Origin of the sequence: Micromonospora sp. NPDC049801 (assembly GCF_040656575.1) — a bacterium.
Lineage (GTDB): Bacteria > Actinomycetota > Actinomycetes > Mycobacteriales > Micromonosporaceae > Micromonospora.
The window spans coordinates 445,958-466,697 of sequence record NZ_JBFAMS010000004.1; the positions used below are offsets into that span (position 1 = coordinate 445,958).

The window sequence follows — 20,740 nt, forward strand, 5'->3', positions numbered from 1 at the left end:
CCATGGGGCACGGCACAATCCCGTGGCCGAGGTCGCTGCGGATCGGCCGCCCGCGGGGATCAGCCACCCGGGCAGCCGGCCATTATGGCCTGGACGTCTGCCTGGCTGGACGCCCGTGCGAGCGCCCGTGCGTCGTCGATCAGCCCCGGCCAGTGGTCCACCAGGTTCCCGTTCCACTGGGCCGCGCCGATCCTGGTCATGCCGACGGCGTCCCAGCTGGCGCTGACCGCCGTCGCCGTCGACGGCACGCCGTTGACGTAGAGCCGCATCACGTGTGCGGTCGCGTCGTAGACGCCGGCCAGATGGGTCCAGACTCCCGAGCGGGCCGGACCGGTCGAGAACGCGACGACGTCCTCGGGGTTCGCCGAGTCGGCGGTGGGCAGGATGAACCACCACTTGTTGAGCCTCACGTTGTAACCGAGGTAGAAGCTGCTGGCGAGCAGGCCGTCCTGACTCATGGCGGCGAAGTCACCACCCGCGCCGTCGAGGCGGACCCAGGCTGCCACGGTGAAGCTCTGGTCGGTGCGCAGGACCGGACCGGGCGCGGTGGCCCCACCGGTGTGTCCGTCCAACTGGAGCGCGTTGGCGCACCGCCCGGTCGTCCAGCTCGCACCGCCGACGAGAGCGAGTGGGAAACCGTTGCCGGAGTCGTCGGAGGCGTTGACGCCGGTGCCGGCGTTCAGCGACCACCAGGCGCCGGGCCCCAGGATGGTGGCGTCCAACAGGTCCCGAATCTCCTCGGGCGCCGAGGTCCGGTCGATGATGCGGGCCTCGTCGACCGCGCCCGGCAACCAGTTGACCGGCCCACCGCCAGCCATGGCGCGGCCGATGACGGCCGGTCCGGTGGCGGTCCAGGTGCTGGTGTGTGTGACGGTGCCGACGAGTTCGCCGTTGACGTACAGCTTGATCTCGTGTTTGAGGCCGTCGTAGGTGGCAGCCAGGTGGGTCCAGGTCTGCGCCACCGGTGACTGGGTCGACCGGACGACGGTGCTGCCGCCGGGCCGGGTCGGACCGTCCTCCTTGCTCATGGCGAATTCCCAGCGTTGCGAGGTGGCGTCATAGCCCAGGCTGAACCCGCTTGCTGCCTCGCCGTCCTGGCTGACGGCGGTGGCCGGACGATCCAGGCGGTCGAGCTTGACCCAGGCCGCGACGGTGAAGCCGGTGTTGGTTCGGGCGACCGGTCCGGCGGTCCAGGCGGCCGCGCCGGCGGTACCGGGGAACGCCAGGGCGCTGCCCCGTTTGCCGGCCTTGGTGCTCACGCCGGACGCGACGAAGAGGGTGTGCCCGTTGCCGGTGGCGTCCCTGCGGGTGGCACCCGCCGCGATATCGTCCAGATCCCACGTTGCCCGCGCACCGTACGGGACGTCACTGGCCATCCACTCCCGAACCTGGTCGGCGCCGGTGGCGACGCCGACGGCGTGCACCTCGTCGAGGGCGCCCGGCCAGTACACGTCCCGGCCGCCGAGCCGACCCCGACCCAGGGCGAAGGATCCACGGGCGTCCCAGGTGGCTTCGTGCCCGGCCGTGGCCGCCAGTCGGCCGTTGACGTAGAGGGACAGTTGGCGCCGGTCGTGGTCGTACACCCCGGCGAGGTGAAGCCACACGCCGAGTTGCGGGGGCACCCGGTACGCGGCGACGTCGGACGGGACCGTGTCGGCCGCGCTGTCGGCGCGTTTCCTGCCGAAGATCCAACCCACGCCGGCCCGGTAGCCGAGGACGAATCCGCTGTCGACCTGACCGTCCTGGCTGACCGCTACGGCGGTGGCGTCCCGGTCCAGGCGCACCCAGGCGGCGACGCTGAAGCTGGCGTCGGTGTGCACGACCGGGTTCGCCGTGTACGCCTGCGCGGCGACGCCGTCGAGGGTCAGCGCGTCGGTGCCCTGCCTCCGGGTGGTCCAGCCGGTGGCGCCGATCCGGGCGAGGGTGTGCTGGCCGCTGGTGGCGTCGCTGTCGGTGCCGTCCAGCGGCCACCAGGCGGTCGGACCCCACCGGCCGAAGGCGCCAGTGATCTCGGCGACCCGACGGCTGGACGCGGCGTACGGATAGACGTGCAGGTCGTCGAGGAGGCCCTGCCAGCGCGACGGCGTGAATCCGTACCAGTTGCGGTAGCCGACGACGAACGGACCGGCGGCGTCCCAGGTGCTGCGGTGGGGCGCCTGCCCGGCGAGCCGTCCATCGACGTAGATGCGCAGTTCGCCGGCCTCGTGGTCGTAGACGCCGGCGAGGTGGGTCCAGACGGCGACCTGTGCCAGCGTGTTGGACAGCGCGACGTCCTCGGTGCCGGCCTCGGTGTCGCTGGTACGCATGACGAAGGCCCACCGGTTGGTCACGTCGTAGCGCAGTTCCATGCCGGCGAAATTCATCCCGGACTGGCTGACCGCGACCCGCCAGTCGGCGGAAGCGTCGAGCCGGACCCAGGCGGTGACGGTGAAGCTCGTGTTGGTGTGCACGACGGGCCCCGGCGTCTGTCCGCCGGTGCCGTCGGCACCGTCCAGCGCGATGGCGTCGCCGCCGGACTGGCCCTCCCGCCAGGAGTAGCCGCCGCGCAGGGTGATGGGGTTGGCGGTACGGGTGTCGGCCAGGACGCCGGTGTCGGTGCGGTCGACCGGCCAGCCCGCCGCCTCGACGGGCAGGCCGGTCGCGAGCACCGAGAAGTCGGTGTACTGACTCCGGTTGCCGGCCCGGTCCACCCCGTAGACCCGCAGGGTGTCCAGGGTCTTGACCGGGGTGACGGTGATCGTCGCCTGGCCGTCGACGGCGGGCACGGTGGTGGCCGACCTGTCCTTGAGGGCGTAGGCGAGGGCGACGACGTCCGGCATGGCCCGGGCGTCGAGGCGGAACTGTGCGGGCTGGTCGACCTTGAACGTCGTGGGGCAGGCACCGACGCAGACCCGGGTCACGGTCGGCTTGCCGGTCGGTGCGGTGGTGTCCACGACGAACCGGCACCACGGGCTGGCCGGACCGACGTCCACCACCCCTTCGAACTCGTTGTTGTAGGCCGACGCCCGCCACTCGTAGACACGATCCTGTTCGAGCGCGGTCGACACGGGTACGGCCACCTCCTGTCCGGAGGCGTGGGCGTCCGAGTCGGCAGAGGAGATCGAGGACGAGCCGGCCTCGCGCCATTCGAACCGGGTGAAGATCGACTGACCGGCGTCGGCGTCGAAGAGCCGGACCCGGAACTCCGGTCGGGGGGTGTCCACGTAGACCGGGGTGGTGGCCGAGCAGCCGGCGACGCGGGCGGTGCTGACCTGGGTGGGCGCCGCCGGCAGACTGTTGTACCAGACGTCGACGAACGGGTCGTTGTCGAACACCTTGCCGCCGTTCCCACCGCTCGACTCGTCCGACGCGATGGCGAGGGTGACCTGTGGCAGGTGTGCGGCAGCCGCCTCGGTGACCAACGGATGGAGATCGAACTCGACCGTCTCCAGCGTCTCGCAGTCCCCGGAGGGTGTCTTGACGGAACCGAGGTTGCGCAGCAACGCCGGCTTGGCGTCCCAGCTCCCGGTCGCCGCGATTGGTGCGCTGGTCCAGAGGAACACCGGCTCCGGGCTGCACGAGTAGCGCCACTTCTCCTTGAGCGTGAAGATCGCCTTCTTGATCTGCTTGTCGGCCAGGTAGCCGGTGTCCAGTTGGAAGTACGACCGGAACCGGTCCGTCGTCGAGTCCTCCGGATCACGGCCGACCCGGGCGTCGTAGGCGGAGTCCCACCAGCCGTAGTACGAGAGGTCCTGCTCCACCATGAGCCAGTGCTGCCGGTCGGCCGACTGCGGCGGGTCGAGATACACCGGGAAGGTGGTCCGTGGGTCGGTCAGCAGGCGTCGGTCGGGCACGATGGTGAGGGAGTCCCGCTCGACGCGCAGACCCATCCGGGCCCGCCGGTCACCGAGTGCCGGCTCCCGCTCGCGGGACACCACCGGTTCGGCCCGCCCGGCCCGCCCGGACACCCCGGTCGTGGCGGCTCGCCGCCGGGCACCGGAGGAGTCCCACATCCAGGCGGTTCCGAAGGTGACCGCGGGCGTACCGTCGGCGGTCACCGCCACGGCCGTGCCGGCCGGATCGGTGCGGACGGTGAGGCCGGCGGTCCGCAGCCCGAACCGGATCCGCGCCAACTCCGGTCGCCGGGCCGCCTCCGCCGTACGGACCACGAGTACCTCGGAGAAGCCGGCGGCGGTGGCGTGCATCAGCAGGTCCACGCCGGGGATGACGTCCGGGTAGCGGGCGGTGTCGGCGGTGAGCACCGGAGGGGGCAGCGGCTGGGGCCAGCTCAGCGCCAACTCCGCCCCGGTGGCGGTGCGCAGCACGGCGAGGTCCCCGGTACCCCCGCCGGACAGGGCCAGGTCGACGGTGGTGGCCCGGGGCGCCACCCGTCCGTCGGGCCGCCGGCCCAGGGTGGTGTCGATCGGCACCCACCCCGCTCCGGTGCGGGCGCGCACCGGGCGGGCGTGGAGGCGGGCCGAGTAGGTGCCGTCGGGGTGGGCGAAGACCTCCCGGTTCGCCGATCCCGACGCCGTGTCCTCGACCGGCCGCCCGGTCTGCCGGGCCCGGGCCATGGCCGAGAGGTCCTGCCCGACACCGGGCGGCTCCGGTGGCCGGGACCGCGTCGTGGTCGAACCCGACGGTCCCACCAGCAGCGCCGCCCCCATCAGGGCCGCAGCCGCGGCGTACGCCAGTCGTCCCATCGTGTTCTCCCGTTCTGCGGTTCCCGGTCGGAGCGTGCGGGGTGGTCAGCCGAGGTAGTAGACGCCGCCGCTCGACGGCCAGCCACCGGCGGAGCGCCCCGTGCCTCCGACCGTGCCGCCGCCCGTGCCACCGTGCAGGAAACGCTGTATGTCGATGCTGTTGCGCGGCGGGCCACCGTCCGGTTCGTCGTCGTAGATCTCGGTCCGTACGTTCTCGTAGGGCCGTGGGCTGAGGCAGTCGTTCCAGCCCACGCAGTCGCGCTCCTGCCACTGGTAGACCACCCGGGGCGCCGGGTCCGGCCGTTGAGCGCAGGCGATCGCCGGCGCCGGATCACCGCTGTCGCAGGCGCTCCACCGGCTCTCCCGGATGTCCCGGCCGTAGTTGCGGGGATAGACCTCGAAGATCGGCAGGTCGATCACCCACGAGTCGGACTCCCGCACCGGTGCGGGCCCGTTGATCACCCCGGTGACGGAGCAGGTGCCGCCATGGCACTGTGGCCTCGGTACGGGCTTGCCGGTGCTCGACTGCGATGCCACCCGGACCGGGTCAGCGACGCCCAGTCGCTTGAACAGGCTGTCGTACGGTTCCGGGATCCGGACCCGGCGACCGTCCGGGTCGGTGAAGGTGGTCGGATTGTTGTTCGCGTACGCGTACCCGTTGACCTGCTGTGAGTCCTGGTGGTCGACCACCGGGTCGGCGGCGTCGAACCGACCGGTCCCGGGGTCGTAGTCGCGTGCGCCGAGGTGGGTCAGGCCGGTGAGCGGGTCGACGCCGCCGTCGAGGAAGCCCCGGCCGCCCGGCCAGTTCACCGGGCCACCGCGCGGGTCGCCGAACGGCAGCGTGTGACGGCGGGTCACCTGCTGCGTCGCCGCGTCGACCGCGAGTACGGCGGTGCCGCGCTGATCCGGTATCAGCCGCGTGACGCCGCCCTTGACCCGCAGCGCGATGGTCTCCCCGTCGTGCCGGTAGTACCGGTTCCCGGTCGTCGCCGCGCCGGAGCGGCGCAACTCGGTGTCGCCGAGATAGAGGGTGCTACCGCCCGCATCCCGGCGGATCAGCCGGTTGCCGTCCGCGTCGTAGATGTACGAGGTGGTCTGCCCGTTCGTGGTCACCGACGCGACGCGACCCTCCACGTCCCAGGTCAGCGACTGACCGGGCCGGCCGGTGGCGTTGCCGGCGGCGTCGTAGCCGTACCCGTCGGAGCGGTTGCCCGTCGGGCCGGTCGTATCGACGGTCCGTAGGGTGTGCGGCTGCGCCCCACCCGGCGCGGGGTAGGTGTAGGTGCGGGTGACGTCGCCCCCCGCGGCGTGCCGCACGTCCCTGGTCCGGTTGCCGGTCGGGTCGTAGGCGTAGGACTGCCAGTAGGGCGCCGGGCCGGCCAGGTCACCGGTCGCCGGGTCGGCGGTGCAGTCGCCGGAACCCGCCCACGCCTCGGTCAACCGGCGCAACCGGTCGTAGCGGAAGCACTGGTCATCGCCGGTGGCCAGATCCGCTGCCCGGGTCAGGTCGCCCGCCGGGTCGTACTCGTGCACCGTGGCGGCCAGCAGGTCCTCGCCCAGCACCACAGTGGACTGGGTGAGGGCCCGGGTGCCGTCCTGGTAGCCGAAGCCGCGCACCACCTGCTGACCCGCCGGGCCGAGCGTCGACTCCTCGGGCTCGCCGAGGTTGGTGTAGCTGGTGCCGGCCACGTAGCTGTCCAGCGGCGAGGTCAGACTCGTCGGGAAGCCCAGGTTGTCGTAGCCCTGGCGCAGGGTCTCAGCCGGCAGGTCCCCGGCGGCCGGCAACCCGGTGGAGGTGACCTGGTCGCCCTCGTTGTAGGTGTAGGTGGTGGGGTAGGTGCCGGCCAGCCCGGTCTCCGTGGCGGGGATCACCACCGCGGTCGCGGTCCGTCGGCCCCGCAGGTCGTACTCGACAACCCGGGTTTCGTACCGCTGACCGGCCACGTAGCGGACCGCCGAGGCCGGCAGTCCCTTGCCGAGCGTCGCGGTGTCGTACGTCCACTCGGCCAGTTGGGGGCCGTCGGTCGAACCGGTGTACGCGCCGGTGCGGCGACCCAACGGGTCGTAGCGGTACGCCACCGTCTGGCCCCGACCGTCGCGGACGCTGGTCACCTGACCCCGCGCGTCGTAACCGGTGAGCGTCGTACCGGTGTCCGGGGCTTCCTCGCGCACCCGCCGGCCGCTCAGGTCGTAGCCGTAGCGCCACACGTTGCCGGCCGGGTCGGTGACCGTCGCCAGTTGGCCGCCCTTGGCGTACTGGTAGAGGGTCTCGTCGAAACCGCCGGTCGGGGTCGGTCCGGCGTACTGCCGCAGTGCCGACCGCCGGCCGTGGGCGTCGAGGACCTCGGTGGTGGCGGTACCACCGGCCGGCGGTGTGGTGGAGATCCGGTCTCCGCCGTACGCCGTCGTGGTGCGCCACCGGTCCGGGTCCTCGCCGAGGACCTGGAGCGCTGTGGAGGTCGGCCGGTCCGCGCCGTCGTAGCCGTACACCGTCTGCGCCGTCACCAGTTGCGGATCGGGTGCCAGCGCTCCGTTGACGGGGCCGGGGTCGTGCCGGGGTCCGACGACCACGGCGACCCGACCGTGCGGGTCGTACTGGGTGTCGGTGACGATCCGCCCGCCCCGGGGCGAGTCCCGCTGCGTCTGGCGTTGCCGCAGGAGCCCGTCGAAGATCTCGTAGCTGTTCTGGTAGCTCGACCCGCCGAGCAGGGTACGGGTCAGCACGGCGCTCGGCCCGTCGCTGCGCACCGTGTAGCTGAACTCGACGTTCGCCGGCGCGCTCAGCGGCCGTCCCGGCCGCCACACCCGTGTGATCCGGCCCAGGGGGTCGTACGCCCGGGTGGTGGTGCCCCCGTTGGTGTCGGTCGTGCTGGCCTGCACACCGCGCAGCGGCTCGTACTCCGTCGTGGTCGTGAAGCCGAGGGCGTCGGTGACCACCGTACGGGTCAACGGTCCGCCTTCGGACGGGGTGTACGTCGTGCGGGTGGGTTCGTCGAGCGCGTCGTACACCAGCTTGGGCCGGCCATGCTGGTCGAGCGTGCGCCGGCTGGTGGTGACGTACGTGGGACCCCCGGTCCCGGTCTGCGCCTCCTCGACCCGGGTGACGTCACCCGCGGTCGGTGGGGCGCCCCACGTCGTGTTGCCGTCGTGGTAGTAGCGCTTCTCGGCGACCAGGTCGGTCGGGTACGCCCCGGCCGCGTCGCAGGCCACGCCGAGGGTCAGCTCCCGCTTGACCGCGCTGACGACCCAGTCGGTGGTGTTCTCGGCGTACTCGACCCGGGAGCAGGTGTCGTCACCCGGCTCCGCCACGTCACCCCGGTCGTGCGTCTCGATTAGGCGGCCCCGGGCGTCGTACGTGTAGGCCCGCTCGGTGGTTCGGACACCGCCGCCGGCCAGTGCCGTCTCGACGCGTTCCCATTCCAGGTCGGTCAGGTGGGCCTCCAGCGTTCCGCCGGTCCCGCCGACGCGGGGACGCTGGGCGGTGATCCCGAGGTCGCGGGGCTCGGCGACGGTACGGCTGACGAGCGCACCACCGTCGCCATCGAAGACGGTGACGGACCGGTTGAAGCCCCGCCACATCGGTAGGTCCGGCTCACCATCGACACCCACCTGATCGGGCTGGCCGGTGCGGTTGACGTCCCCGTCCATGCCCCGCATGAACAGGTGCTCGGTCAGCGTGCGCCGACCGCCCGCCGCGCCGGTGCGGACCTTCACCCGCTGGTAGCCGCGCCACTGTCCCCAGCTCTTGCGTCCGGCCGGCACCAGTTCGGCGTCGTCGTGATGCCAGCCGGACCCGCCGAACACGTACTCGTAGGAGGTGGTCTTCGGTGGGTTGCCGCCGACCAGGTCGGACTCGGTCACCTGACTCACGACGTACTTGTGGAACCAGTCCTCGGTCGGCGTGGTCCCCCAGATCGCCGGGAAGCACCGCTTCTCATTGCTGTCGACGGCGGGCACGGTCCCGGCCCGACACTCGGTCGGCTGGTACGCGACCTGGATCAGCCCGCCGGTCTCGGTGTAGATGGAACTGATCCGCCGCTTGTACATGGCCGGTCGGGTGTCGGCCCGGTCCACCCGGTTCTCCGCCGGCTGCCCGTCGAAGGTCACCGCCGGCAGGGTGGCGGTCCCGCCGACCAGGCCCGCCCGGGTGATCGAGTCGAGCCACAGCGCCGCCGGCTGCCGGTCCGCGGGCACCGGGTACGACTGGCCGAAGGTCCAGGAGTCCACGTCCCGGGCCGCGCCACCGGTGACCACCTGAGTCGTGATCTTCGAGAGTCGCCTGGTGGACCAGAACGTCGGTGACAGCACCAGGCACCCGGTCGTGTCGCACCACTGGTCCCACGGCGTGTCCGGCCAATTCTGCGGCTGGGAACGGACGCAACTGGTGCCCGGAACGCACCGGTCGGCCGGAGTGAACACCACCCGGGCCGCGGGCTGCGCGGTGTAGACGGAACCAATCCGCTGCCCGTAGTCGATCCGGGTCGGTTGCCCGCCCCGCACGTACGGGGTGGGCAGGTCCGTCCGCCCCGCGCGGCCGTAGTGGTTGGTCTCCGGGGCGTACCAGTACGACATCACGTCGTTGTGGCGGTCCACGACGAAGTCCAGGTTCCACCGGTACGCCTGCTGGCACCAGGACGCCTCGAAGGTGGCGCCGTGACAGGGCTCGCCGGTGCCGTTGCCAAAGACGGGGACGGTCCAGGTGGACCCGGTGGTCGGGCTGCTCGCGCTGCCCTCTGGAAGCCGCTCCCGACCGAAGTAGTACAGGGTGCCCTCGGGTGAGGCCAGCCGCCAGTACTCGCCGTCGCGGGCGCCGTTCGGCGCTCCGCCGAGTCGGTCGACCCGCCAGCCGTCGTCCTGCTCAGCCCGCCACAGATCTTTGCCCGCGTCGTAGACCAGCTCACTGGTGAGGCCCGGCAGCACCACCGTGGCGTTGTCCGTCGCCCAGCACAGGTCGCCGCTGGTCGTGGGCCCGCCGTCGTCGCCGCACCGGACGTACGACCGTTCGATGAAGCCGGGCTGGTAGTCGAACCCCTCACCGAGCCAGGACGGCTGGTTGTTGGTGGACGCGACCCGCCCGTCGACCGAACCCGACGAGTAACGCAACGCGATTTCCGGCGTCGGGCCGGGCACGTTCGGCGTGCTCACCGGATAGGACCAGCTGAAGTCGCCGCTCTGCAGGCCTACCTGCCAGGTGGCGGACGGGGCCAGCGAGGTGGGGCGGAAACTGCCGGCGCTGCCTTCGGGGGCGGCGGTCACGGCGTAGAGTCCGTCGCCGACCTCGGCGCGCAGCAGGCCGCTGTCGACCTCGTTGCGGCTCGGCACCGCCGTGCCGGTCCGGCACCCCTTCGCGGCCGGGGTCGTCAAGGCGCAGTCGGGCAGCCGGACCAGCCCGAGGCGGCTGGCGTAGTCACCGCCGTACGCCTGCCGAAAGCCCGAGTAGTCGACCTCGACCGTGGTCTGCCGGGCCACCTTGTCGGTGTGGCCGATCCGCAGCACCATCCCCCGCGCGCCGACCCGGGCGGTGGTGGCGCGGTCGAAGACCTCCACCCGCGCCGTGCCCGGGTCGGTGGCCGCCCCGGCGACCACCGTCGACGCGCCCACCTTCACCGGCAGCGCGCCGGCCCGCACCAACGCCGACGCGTCGTCGCGCGCCAGCCCGCCGACCTCACGCGGCACCGGCACCTCGGCGATGCCGGCTGCAGGCCAGACCACCTCGGGTGCCTTACGCAGGGCGACCTTCGCCTCCGGGTCCGCCCCGCGCGGCTGGGCCAGCACCCGCTGCGCCGGCTTCCCCGACCAACCCTTGCCCTCCGCCGACCCAGCGGCCGGAGCAGCCAGCCCTGGCGGCGCCGAGGCCACCACCGTCGCGACAACCACCGCCACAACCAACAACCAACAATTTCGTACGCGCACCAGGACCTCCCGGGACATCTGGTCGTCATTCGAATAGGAACGCGATGCCGATCAGCTGCAGGCGGCCCCACCGGTTCCGGCGCAGCCGATCCCAGCGAGAATTCCCAGTCCGATTCCCAGCAATGAGATGACGACCGTCTTTATCACGCCCTCGTCCGGTCGAACACGTGGCGGCTCGAACTTGGTCTGGGGTGTTGCCGTCGGCGCAGGTGTCGGCGATGCCTTGGGTTTGGCCGTTCGCGAATTATTGGAGTTTCCGTAATTGCGGGAGCCCGTGTTTTTCTGATGTTCCTTGATCTTTTTCGCTAGGTCGAAGTTCCGGTCTTTCCGCGCCTGCTTGTACATCTCATCCAGCTCCGCAGCATTCTTGCCTTGGAGGAAGGAGTGTTTACCGTCGCGTTTTCCACGTTGGCCCCCGGTGAGACACGCACAAGGGCGACCGTCGTCGGATTTCTCCTTCTTCTTAGCCGTCTTCGGCTTGACCTTGCCGCGCTTGTCGCGATCGTCGAGTTGCTTGTCCTTGGCCAGCAGTCGGTCCCGCGCCGACTTCGGCCCGGCCGCCGGCCGGCGCACGGCCTTGGCCTTGGGCTTCGGCTTGGGCTTGGGCTTCTTGACGTACTTCTTGCCGTTGTAGCGGTGCGTCTTGTTGAACTGGGTGCAGCCCTTACCGGTGCCGCAGTCGGGACGCAGCCCATCCGGGTCGGAGTAGGTGACCGGGCTGTTGTTCGCGTACGCGTAGCCCTGCATCTGCTGCGGGTCGGACTCGTCGATCACCGGATCGACGGAGAGGAACCGGCCGGTCTCCTGGTCGTACTCGCGGGCGCCGATCCGCACCAGGCCGACCCCGGCGTCCACGGTGCCGCCGACGAAGCCCCGCTGACCGGGCCAGGTGCTCGCCGCGGCGCCACGGCTCCCGCCGTACGGCAGGCTGTAGCGCCGGGTCGGGGTCAGGGTGACCGCGTCCACCGCCACCCCGGCGGTGCCGTTGTGGTCGTCCACCAACCAGCTGAGCCGGTTGTCCGCGGTCCGTACGGCGATCACGTCGCCGTCCTGGCCGTAGTAGCGGGTGCCGAGGGCGCCGCCACCGGCCGCCGGGCGGAACAGCTCGGCGCTGCCCAGGAAGTACGTGGTGCCGGTGGCGTCGCGGCGCAGCACCCGGTTGCCGTCGGCGTCGTACCCGAAGGAGGTTGTCCGGCCGCCCTCGGTGATCGCCGTCAGGTTGCCCTCGGTGTCCCAGGTCAGGGTCTGGTCCTTGCCGGCCACCGCCCGGGTGGTGGTGTTGCCGTCCGGGTCGTAGCCGAAGGTGTCGGTCCGGTTGCCGGCCGGCCCGGTGGTGATGACCGACCGCAGGGTGTGCGGCTGGGCGGTGCCGGCGGCCGGATAGTCGTACGTCCGACGGGTGTCGCCGGCGGCGTCGTGCCGGACCTCCTCGGTACGGTTGCCGACCTTGTCGAACCGGTACGACTGCCAGTAGGCGGCCGGCCCGCCGAGGACGGAGAGGCTGGGGTTGGCGGCGCACTCGTCGGTGGCGGTCCACGCCTCGGTGAGCCGGCGCAGGTAGTCGGTGCGGAAGCACTGGGTGTCGCCGACCGCGGCATCGGCGATGGAGGTGACGTTGCCGGCGTCGTCGTAGCGGTAGCTGACGTCGCTGACCATGGTGGCGTCCTCGGTGCCCACGCCGATTGCCTGCGCGGTGCTCAGCCGGCGGCTGCCGGTCTCGTAGCCGAAGGTCCGCAGCAGCACCGCCTCCGGGCCGCCGAGCTGGTACGACTCGACGTCACCCAGCGGGTCGTACGCGGTGTCGTTGACGTAGGTGACGCTGCCGCCGGACGCGGTCCGCGAGGTCATCGTGGCCGGCAGACCGAGGGAGTTGTAGGTGTAGGTGACCGTCTCGCCACCGAGGCTGCCGACGGCCGGCAGGCTGGCGGAGGTGACCGCCCCCGCCGCGTTGTAACTGAACGTGCTGGCGTACCGCTCGGTCTGCCCGGCCGTGGCGGCCGGGACCGTGACGGCGGTTCCGGTCGGCCGACCCGCCGGGTCGTAGCCCAGCGTCTCCGACCGGTACGTGTCGCCGCCCGCGTACCGGGTGGCCGCGGTGGGCAGCCCGATACCGCCGGGCAGCGTGTCGTAGGTCCAGTCGGCCAGCTTCGTGCCGTCCGGGGAACCGTCGTACCGGCCGGTGGGGCGGCCGAGCGGGTCGTAGGTGCTGGCGACGGTGTGCCCGCGGGCGTCGGTGGCGCTGGTCAGCTGGTCCTCGTCGTCGAAGCGGGAGGTCGAGGTACCGGTATCCGGGTCCTCGGTGTGGATCCGGCGGCCGCGCAGGTCGTAGGAGTAACGCCAGACGTTGCCGGCCGGGTCGGTGACGGTGGCCAGCTCACCGCCCCTGGTGTACGTGTACCGGGTCTCGTCGTAGGCGCCGGTGGGTGACCCGCCGGTGTACTGCCGCAGGGCGGTGACCCGGTCGTCGGCGTCGACGACCGTCGTCGTGGCGGTGCCGCCGTCGGGCGGGTCCACCGACGTCCAGTTGCCGCCGTACGCGGTGCCGGTGCGCCACTGCTCGACGCCGTGGGACAGGAAGATCTCCACCGTCTCCCGGTCCGCTCCGTCGTAGCCGTACCGGGTCTCGCCGGGCACGCTGCCGGTCGGCCGGAACAGTTCCGGGACCGGGTCGCGACTGGCCTCCCAGTAGTCGTCGTAGGTGCGGTCGACACGGCCGTGGCCGTCGTGGAACGTGTCGGTGATGATCCGGCCGCCGGCGGGGGAGGCCGTCTGGGTCTGCCGGGGACGCAGGAAGCCGTCGTAGAGGGTGTACGCGGATCGGTAACCGCCGCCGGCGTCCCCGGTCAGGGTCTCGGCGCGGGTGGCGCTGGTCCCGTCGGCGCGGACGACGTACTCGAAGCGACTGTTGGGGCTCTGGGTGTCCTTGGCCCGGCCGGGCAGCCACACCTGGCGCAACCGGCCCAGGGCGTCGTACGTCAGGTCGGTCCGTCGCCCGTTGGCATCCACGGTGCTGACCGGGCTACCCAGCAGCGGGTCCAGGGTGCTCGTGGTGGTGTGGCCCAGGGCGTTGGTGGTGCTGACCTGGGTGGTCGGCCCGCCCAGTGCCGGCGTGTACGCGGTCTTGCTGCGGCGGCCCAACGCGTCGACCACGGCGGTGGGCCGGCCGTGCCCGTCGACCTCGGTCGAGCCGGCGGTGACGTAGACCGGGCCGCCGGACCAGGAGCCGGCCTCCTCGCTGCGGGTCTCGTCGCCAGCGGTCGGCGGCGCACCCCAGCCCAACTGGCCGTCGTAGTAGCCGCGTTCGTCGGAGATGAGATCGTCCGGGTACGCCGGGGTGGTGGAGCAGCCCACGGCCACCGTCTCGGTCCGGGACACCGTGTCGGTGATCCACGCCTTCAGGTTGCGGGTGTACCAGGTACGGGTGCAGGTGTCGTCGCCCGGATCGGCCAGGTCGCCCTTGTCCTCGACCCGGGTCATCCCGGCGTAGTCGGGGTCGTAGCCGTAGTTGGTCTCGGTGGTACGGGTCGAGCCGTCACTGAGCGCGGTGAGGATCCGCTCGGTGGTGCCGGTCACCAGGTACGCGGTGAGCGGTTGCATCCCCGTACGCTCCCGGGTGGCCGTGGCCCGTACGCCGGTCAGCGCGGAGACCCTGCGCTGCAACCAGGGACCACCGTCGCCGTCGTACGTGGTGACCACCCGGTTCAAGCCACTCCACTGCGGATCGTCGGGCACACCGTCCACCTGGACGCCCTGGTCCGGCGGACCGGACTTGTTGACGTCGCCGTTCATGCCGCGCATGAAGACGTATTCGGTCAGGGAACGTTGACCACCGGTGGCCCCGGTGCGTACCCGCACGGTGCGGTAACCGCGCCACTGCCCCCAGGTCTTGCGGCCGGTCGGGACCAGTTCGGCGTCGTCGTGGTGCCAGGCGTGCCCGCCGATGTCGTACTCGTAAGAGGTGATCTCCGGCGGGTTGCCACCCACCAGGTCCTCCTCGGTCACCTGGCTGACGGCATACTTGTGGAACCACTCCAGCCGGGTGGCGGACCCGATGCCCCAGTACACCGGGAAACAGCGCCGGTTGTTGTCGTCCTCGGCCGGCAGGCCCCCGGGCCGGCACTGCACCGGCGCGTACGCCACCGAGATCTGGCCACCTGTCTCGGTGTGCACGGCGCTGATCCGGCGTTTGTACAGCGCCTGCACGGTGTCAGCGGTGTCCACCCGGTTCGGCCAGGTCTGCCCGTCGAAGGTGACCGGCGGCAGCGTGGTGGTGCCACCGACGTGACCGGACTGCCGGATCGCGTCCAGCCACAGCGGTGGGCTGGTCTGGTCCTGTGGCCGGGGGTACGACTGGGTGAGCTGCCAGGAGCTGACGTCGCGGTAGGCGCCGGCGGTGTACACCTGCGTGGTGACCCGGTCGAGGCGTTTGGTGGACCAGAACGTGGGGGCGAAGACCTGGCACGTCCCGGTCGACGTGCAGGCCTGGTCGAGTGGGGTGTCCGGCCAGTTCTGCGGCTGGGAGGTGACGCAGCTGCTCCCCGGGATGCAACGGTCGGCCGGGGCGAACACCACGCGGGCGGCGGCCGGCACGGTGAACAGGGTGTCCGCGCGCTGGCCGTACTCGATGCGGTCGAGCTGGCCGCCCCGGACGTAGGGGGTCGGCGCGGTGGCGGTGGCGTTGCGGCCGTAGTGGTTGGTCTCGGGGCGGTAGTAGTAGGACATGGCGTCGCCGTGCGGGTCGACGACGTAGTCGAGGTTCCAGCGGTACGCCTGCTGACACCAGGCGTCAGCGGGGGTGCCCCGGTAGCACCAGGCCCCGGGCTCCTTGCCGAAGACTGGCACCGTCCAGGTCGAGTTCGTCTCGGCCCGGCCGGCGGCCCAACCCGGTAGCCGGTTGAGGCCGAAGTAGTACTGGGTGCCGTCGGGTGCGGTGAGTCGCCAGTGTTCGCCCTTGTCGCCGTCGCGGCTGTCGGTCCTGTCGTCGCCGTCGTCGCCGTTGACGGCGCCGGTCAACCGCTCCACCCGCCAGCCGTCGTCGTCGGCCATCCGCCAGGTGCGGCTGGTGTCGTCCAGGACCAGCTCGCCGGCCGCGCCGGGCAGCGACACGATCGCGTTGTCACTGCCCCAGCAGAGGTCTCCCACCGGCGAGGCGGGCTCGGTCGAGCAGGGCTTGTAGGAGCGCTCGATGAAGCCGGACTGAAGTTCGAAGCCCTCGCCCACCCAGGACGGCTGGTTGTTGTTGGCGGCCACCCGCCCGTCGATAGAACCGGACGAGTAGTTCAAGGCTAGGTCGGGCTCGACGCCGGGGACCTCCGGCGTGTCGATCGGGTACGACCAGGTGAAGTCTCCGGACTGGAGGCCGACCTCCCAGGTGGCTGTCGGTGAGAGCGAGGTGGCCTGGTAGCTGCCGGCGCCGCCGGACGGCCCGGCGGTGAGCGCGTACAAGCCGTCGGGCACCCGGGCCTCGACCCGACCGGTGGCCGGCTGATTGCGACTGGAAACCGCCGTGCCGGTGCGGCAACCGGGGGCGGCCGGCGTGGTGGCCGCGCACTCGGGCATCCGGACCAGCCGCAGCCGGGAGCCGTAGTCACCGCCGTAGGCGGTACGAAAGCCGGAGTAGTCGATGCTCACCTGCGTCCGGGCCGTGTCGTCCCGGCGGGAGAGTCGGATGAGCAGGCCGGTCAACCCGGCCGCTCGGACGGCGTCCTGGCCGAGAAGCTCGACGCGCACCGTGCCGGCCCCGGTGGGCGATCCGACCCACAGAGGTAGCGCACCGGCCCGGGCGAGGGAGATCTCCGGCTCGCTCGACATCGGCCGGACGGCGGCGGCGACGGGTACGTCCACGGCGGCGGCGGACGGCCACTCAGCGCGGGCCGCCTTACGCAGCGCGGCCTGCTCCTCCAGGTCGACAGCACGCGGGCGGGCCGGTGCCGACGTCCCCTTGACCGGCGCGACCGGGTTCTTGGCAGCGGGGGAGCGGGGGCGGCCGGCGGCGGGCCCGGCCTGTGCGGGCGCCGCCCCGGCCAAACTGATGACCAGCGCCAGGACGAGAGCGCCGGCCAGCGAGCCACGACCGGCGCGTATCCAGCCGATCCGACGGGTACCTGGTATGGGCATCCTGTTCCCCCCGCGTGAAGTGGTGACTGCGAACAAGCCGGTTGCCCCGCACGCGCCGGATCGGCCATCCGACTAGGACACTGGGCGTCGGACGTCGCCGTGGGCAACGGATCCGGCGCGTTCGGGACAGTCCCGAACGGGCCCGCACGGCGAGCGTCAGATGACTAGGATCGTTAACCTCGATCGAGTCCGATCGACGCATGGGGGAGTCGAATGTCCGAAGCCGGAACGCAGCCGCCGAACCCCGACGAGGCGACGAACCCGGCCGAGTTCGTGACGGCGCTGCGGGCCCTGCGGGAATGGTCCGGCCTCACGTACCGGGAACTCGCGGCCAAGGCCGACGCCTCAGGGGACGCCCTGCCGTCGAGCACGATCGCGTCGGCTCTGAGCCGTACGACCCTGCCCCGGCAACAGGTGGTGCAGTCCTTTGCGAGAGCCTGCGGACTCGGCGACGCCGCCGCGGCCCGCTGGGTCGCGGTCCGTAACCGGCTTGCCGTCGGGCCGATCTCGAGCGGTTCTCCGGATCCCGTCGAAGAGGCCGGGGTGGCCGCCGCGGAACCGGTCGCGCCGCCCGCGCCGGCTGCTCGGCCGCGACGGTCGAGGAGGGCAATCGTGGTGATCGCCGCCCTCGCCGCCGTGATCGGCTCGGGCACGGCGTTGGCCTGGAAGGGCGCCCTCGGCTCAGACGGCTCGAACGGCTCGGGTGGCCGTGCCGTGGAATCCTCCGGGGCTTCCACGCCCGCGACTGCCGCCCTGCCCGATGGCTGGTACCTCATCCAACCCGCGCACGTGCGGGATCGTGACCTGTGCCTGGGCGAGGGGCGGGAGCGTAACGGCCGCACCGACCGGCCGCTGGCGGTGCAACGGGCGTGCGACCGGATCTCCCCGGACACCTTCCTCAAAGCGGTCGGTGTCGGGGTCTACGAGATCGAATGGCACCATCCGAAGGAGGGCGCGGGCTGTCTGACCGTCGACGAGGCGCTGACGGGGGACGGCGCGTTGCTGGCGCCGGACAACTGCACCGGTGCCGCCCACCAGCGGTACCTGTTGGAGGCCACAAACGTGCCGGTGCCCGGCGGCTATCGGCTACGTCCGATCCACAGTGGTCTCTGCGTTGGGGCGCTCGGGGGCCCTGCCGATGTGAACCCCGGCGCCGAGGCGATGCAGGCGAACTGCACCGGGGCCCTGGACCAGGAATTTCTGTTCGTCGCGACGAAACAGGCAGGCCGATCGTCCTGAATCACTGCCGTGGTTGCCGAGCGGACGATCAATCGTCCTCATCGAAATCCGTGTCGTCGACGAGGCCGCCCAGGAACGTCTCGAAATCGGGGGCGAGGACAGTGATCTGGTAATCCCACTCCTGGTCGACGTGCACGACTGTCGGCTCGCCCGTGGACCGGTAGTCGAGGGCGATCATGTCGTGGCCCGCTGAGGGGCAGTCGGCGATGTAGATACCAATGTCGGGGTAGCCCCACTCGGCTATCCAGAACGCGCTCCCGAGCTCGCCGCACAGGCTGAAGGGCGCGGTCCGGCCGATCGCCGCCAGGGTGTCCACCGCGACGTAGTTCGCCGACCAGGAGGTTCGGCTGGGCGAGGGGTAGGCGTCACGAGCCAACAACCCGCCGTTGTGTCGCCGGGCCAGGTCGACGTACGCGGCGGGTAGCTTGCGGCCGAGCTGTGCCTCCACCTGCCGTAGAACCTCGTCGGTGAGCGGACTTTCCAGCGGATCGGAGGCGTCGAAGATGATCGTGGGATCGAGCACGCGCTGACGGTAGTCGCTGAACGTCGGTTGCCGGAACGCCCCGGGGCTCCATTGTCTGAACGCTGTTCGTGTTGAGGATTCACTCCTGCCGCGACTGCGCGGACCCGGCGGGTGCGCTGCCCCGACGCTTCCTCGGCTGGCTCAGGTGAGCATCCTGCTGTTAGGTTCGCGAACGTGACGGTGCAGATCACCGCTGGGCGTTTCCACGAGGCTGACGGTGTAGAAGACTGGCGTTGTCTCTACCACCTGGTTTCGGCCTACTTCCGGACTGGCTCGCTGTCGGCGGGGATCGCGTTCGTCGACGAGATCGGCCGGCTCGCCGGCCGCGACGAGCAGGAGCATCTCAACCTGGATCTGCGCCACGCGGGCGTCACCGTGTCGCTGTCGCGGCGTGACATCTCATTGGCGCGACGGATATCGGCCGCTGCGCGGGCGCTGGGCATCCCCGCCGATCCCACGGCGGTGCAGCTCCTCAACATCACCCTCGATGCCCTGGTGAAGTCGGACGTGCTGCCGTTCTGGCAGGCGCTGCTGGGATACCGGCAGATCGGTGACGACTACCTGGCCGATCCGACGCGACGGGGGCCCGGATTCGGGCTGCAACCGATGGAGACGGCGCGTCCGCAACGCAGCCGGATGCATGTCGACGTCGCCGTCCCGCACGATCAAGCGAAGGACCGCGTCGCCGCCGCCCTGGCCGCCGGCGGGCGCGTCGTCTCCGACGCACACGCGCCGAAGTGGTGGGTGCTGGCCGACCCCGAGGGTAATGAGGCATGCGTCGCGACCTGGGTCGGACGCGAGTAGCGGGCCAGCCAGAGCGCGACCCGCAGATGGGCCCGAAGCTGCTGATCTTTTGGGAACCCGAACGCGGGCTCGTGAACGAACTGCGCAAGGAATTGGGCGAAGAGCGCTCCCTCGCTTTGGCTGCCCGCCGTGGCGATGGTGCTGTTGAGCGGTATTCCTCAGAGGTATGAATATGACTGTGCGGTATACCGCTTACCGCCGCATCCGCCTCCACGCAGGTGGCTGAGGGTCACGCCCGGCCACCGGCCGCGCGCGGCGGCGCGGTCCAGCCCGCAACGGGCGAGATGGGCACGAACTGCCTCTCGCCCCGACTGACCGGGCGTCACACCCGGCTCAGACCGAGCGCCTCGTCCACCCGGTCCAGCACCCCCACGTCGTCGTGGCCGACGCCGCGCAGCAGGTCGATGGCGGTCGCCCGGATCTGTCCGACGATCATGGTGACGGGCAGCGGCGGATCGGACCGCAGCAGGCCCGCGGCGATCCGGACCGCTTCCAGGGCCGCCGCGTCGGCCCGGTGCGCGTGCCGGTCGGCGTCGGCGCCGCTGAGGTCGCTGGCCAGAGCCTCCCCGGCCGACCGTACGGCGGCGGTCAGCGCGCCGATCGCGGCGGCCAGCTCCGGCGGTGTGGCGGTGTGCCGGCGGGTCAGGGTCACGCCGGCCCGCGCCAGCACCCGGATGTTGCGCGCGGCATAGTCGAGCTGCCGCAGCGTCGCCTCCACGTCGACGAGCTTGCCCAGGTGCCGGCGGCGCAGTCCCAGCCGCAGCGTCTCACCGGTGGCGAGCACGGCGGTCTGTAGCTGGGCGACGCAGTCGTCCACCTGCCGAGCCTGGTCCAGCGCGGCGCGCGCGGCATCCTCGTCGCAACCCCGCAGCGCGGTGTTCACCTCATCGAGCAGGTCGGCCAGGTCGGTGTAGCTGCGCCGCGCCTGCGCCACGAGCGGGGCCAACGGGTCGCGGGCGGCCATCAGCTGGCTGGCGGCCAACGCGACCGCGCCGCCGACGAGCGCGTCGACGAAGCGGAACGGCATCAGCGTGCCGTGCGGCGCGGCGACCACGACCAGGTACATGGCCGACACGGTGGCCTGCACGACCAGGGCGCGGCGGGCTCCGATCAGCACCAGCGTCGTGGTGGTCAGCAGCAGCACCAGCAGGACCGTGCCGGTACCGGGGCCCAGCGCGTACACGAGCAGCTCCGCGACGAGCACGGCGGCGGCCACGGCGAGCAGGATCTCGACGGTCTGCCGTAGCCGTCGCCCGCGGGACTCACCGAGCACGACGAGCGCGGCGGTCGGCGCATAGAACGGGTCCGGGTGACGGATCACCACCGCCGCCACGATCCAGGCGACCACCGCGGCGGCGGTCAGCTCGACCACGGTCATCCCGTCGTCCCGTAACCGCGCTACGGCGTCGCGCCCCCACGTCCGCACCGGTGCTGCCCCTCTCGCCGGCGCACCGGATCCGGC

7 protein-coding genes are annotated in these 20,740 nt (G+C 71.7%); 2 read left to right on the forward strand and 5 right to left on the reverse strand.

The features are described 5' to 3' along the window. Positions 1-59 precede the first annotated feature (59 nt). Genes AB0I89_RS10425 through AB0I89_RS10435 form a run of 3 tightly spaced genes read right to left on the reverse strand, consistent with a single transcriptional unit; the run spans position 60 to position 16,712 of the window. The gene (locus AB0I89_RS10425) at positions 60-4,682 is read right to left on the reverse strand and encodes a LamG domain-containing protein (protein WP_357123258.1); all 4,623 of its coding nucleotides are present in this window, start codon (positions 4,680-4,682) and stop codon (positions 60-62) included. 45 nt (positions 4,683-4,727) lie between these two features. Further along, the gene (locus AB0I89_RS10430) at positions 4,728-10,613 is read right to left on the reverse strand and encodes an RHS repeat-associated core domain-containing protein (protein WP_357123261.1); all 5,886 of its coding nucleotides are present in this window, start codon (positions 10,611-10,613) and stop codon (positions 4,728-4,730) included. Positions 10,614-10,646: 33 nt separating this feature from the next. Then, a complete protein-coding gene (locus AB0I89_RS10435; RefSeq protein WP_357123264.1) occupies positions 10,647-16,712 on the reverse strand; it encodes an RHS repeat-associated core domain-containing protein in 6,066 nt (2,021 codons plus the stop codon). A gap of 213 nt (positions 16,713-16,925) precedes the next feature. Between AB0I89_RS10435 and AB0I89_RS10440 the strand changes: the two genes are divergently transcribed. Further along, the gene (locus tag AB0I89_RS10440; protein ID WP_357123268.1) at positions 16,926-17,951 is read left to right on the forward strand and encodes an XRE family transcriptional regulator; all 1,026 of its coding nucleotides are present in this window, start codon (positions 16,926-16,928) and stop codon (positions 17,949-17,951) included. A 28-nt stretch (positions 17,952-17,979) separates the two neighbouring features. Here the strand turns inward: AB0I89_RS10440 and AB0I89_RS10445 are convergent, their stop codons facing one another. Then, entirely contained in the window at positions 17,980-18,474 is a 495-nt protein-coding gene (locus AB0I89_RS10445) for an SMI1/KNR4 family protein (protein ID WP_357123271.1), read from the reverse strand. Between the two features lie 174 nt (positions 18,475-18,648). Between AB0I89_RS10445 and AB0I89_RS10450 the strand changes: the two genes are divergently transcribed. After that, positions 18,649-19,278: a VOC family protein gene (locus AB0I89_RS10450; RefSeq protein WP_357123274.1), complete on the forward strand. Its 630-nt coding sequence runs from the start codon at positions 18,649-18,651 to the stop codon at positions 19,276-19,278. A 322-nt stretch (positions 19,279-19,600) separates the two neighbouring features. On the opposite strand, the gene AB0I89_RS10455 is transcribed toward AB0I89_RS10450, so the two are convergent. Further along, positions 19,601-20,656 carry an FUSC family protein gene (locus AB0I89_RS10455; RefSeq protein ID WP_357123277.1) on the reverse strand — a complete coding sequence of 352 codons (1,056 nt, stop codon included), beginning with the start codon at positions 20,654-20,656 and terminating at the stop codon, positions 19,601-19,603. Positions 20,657-20,740: the final 84 nt, after the last annotated feature.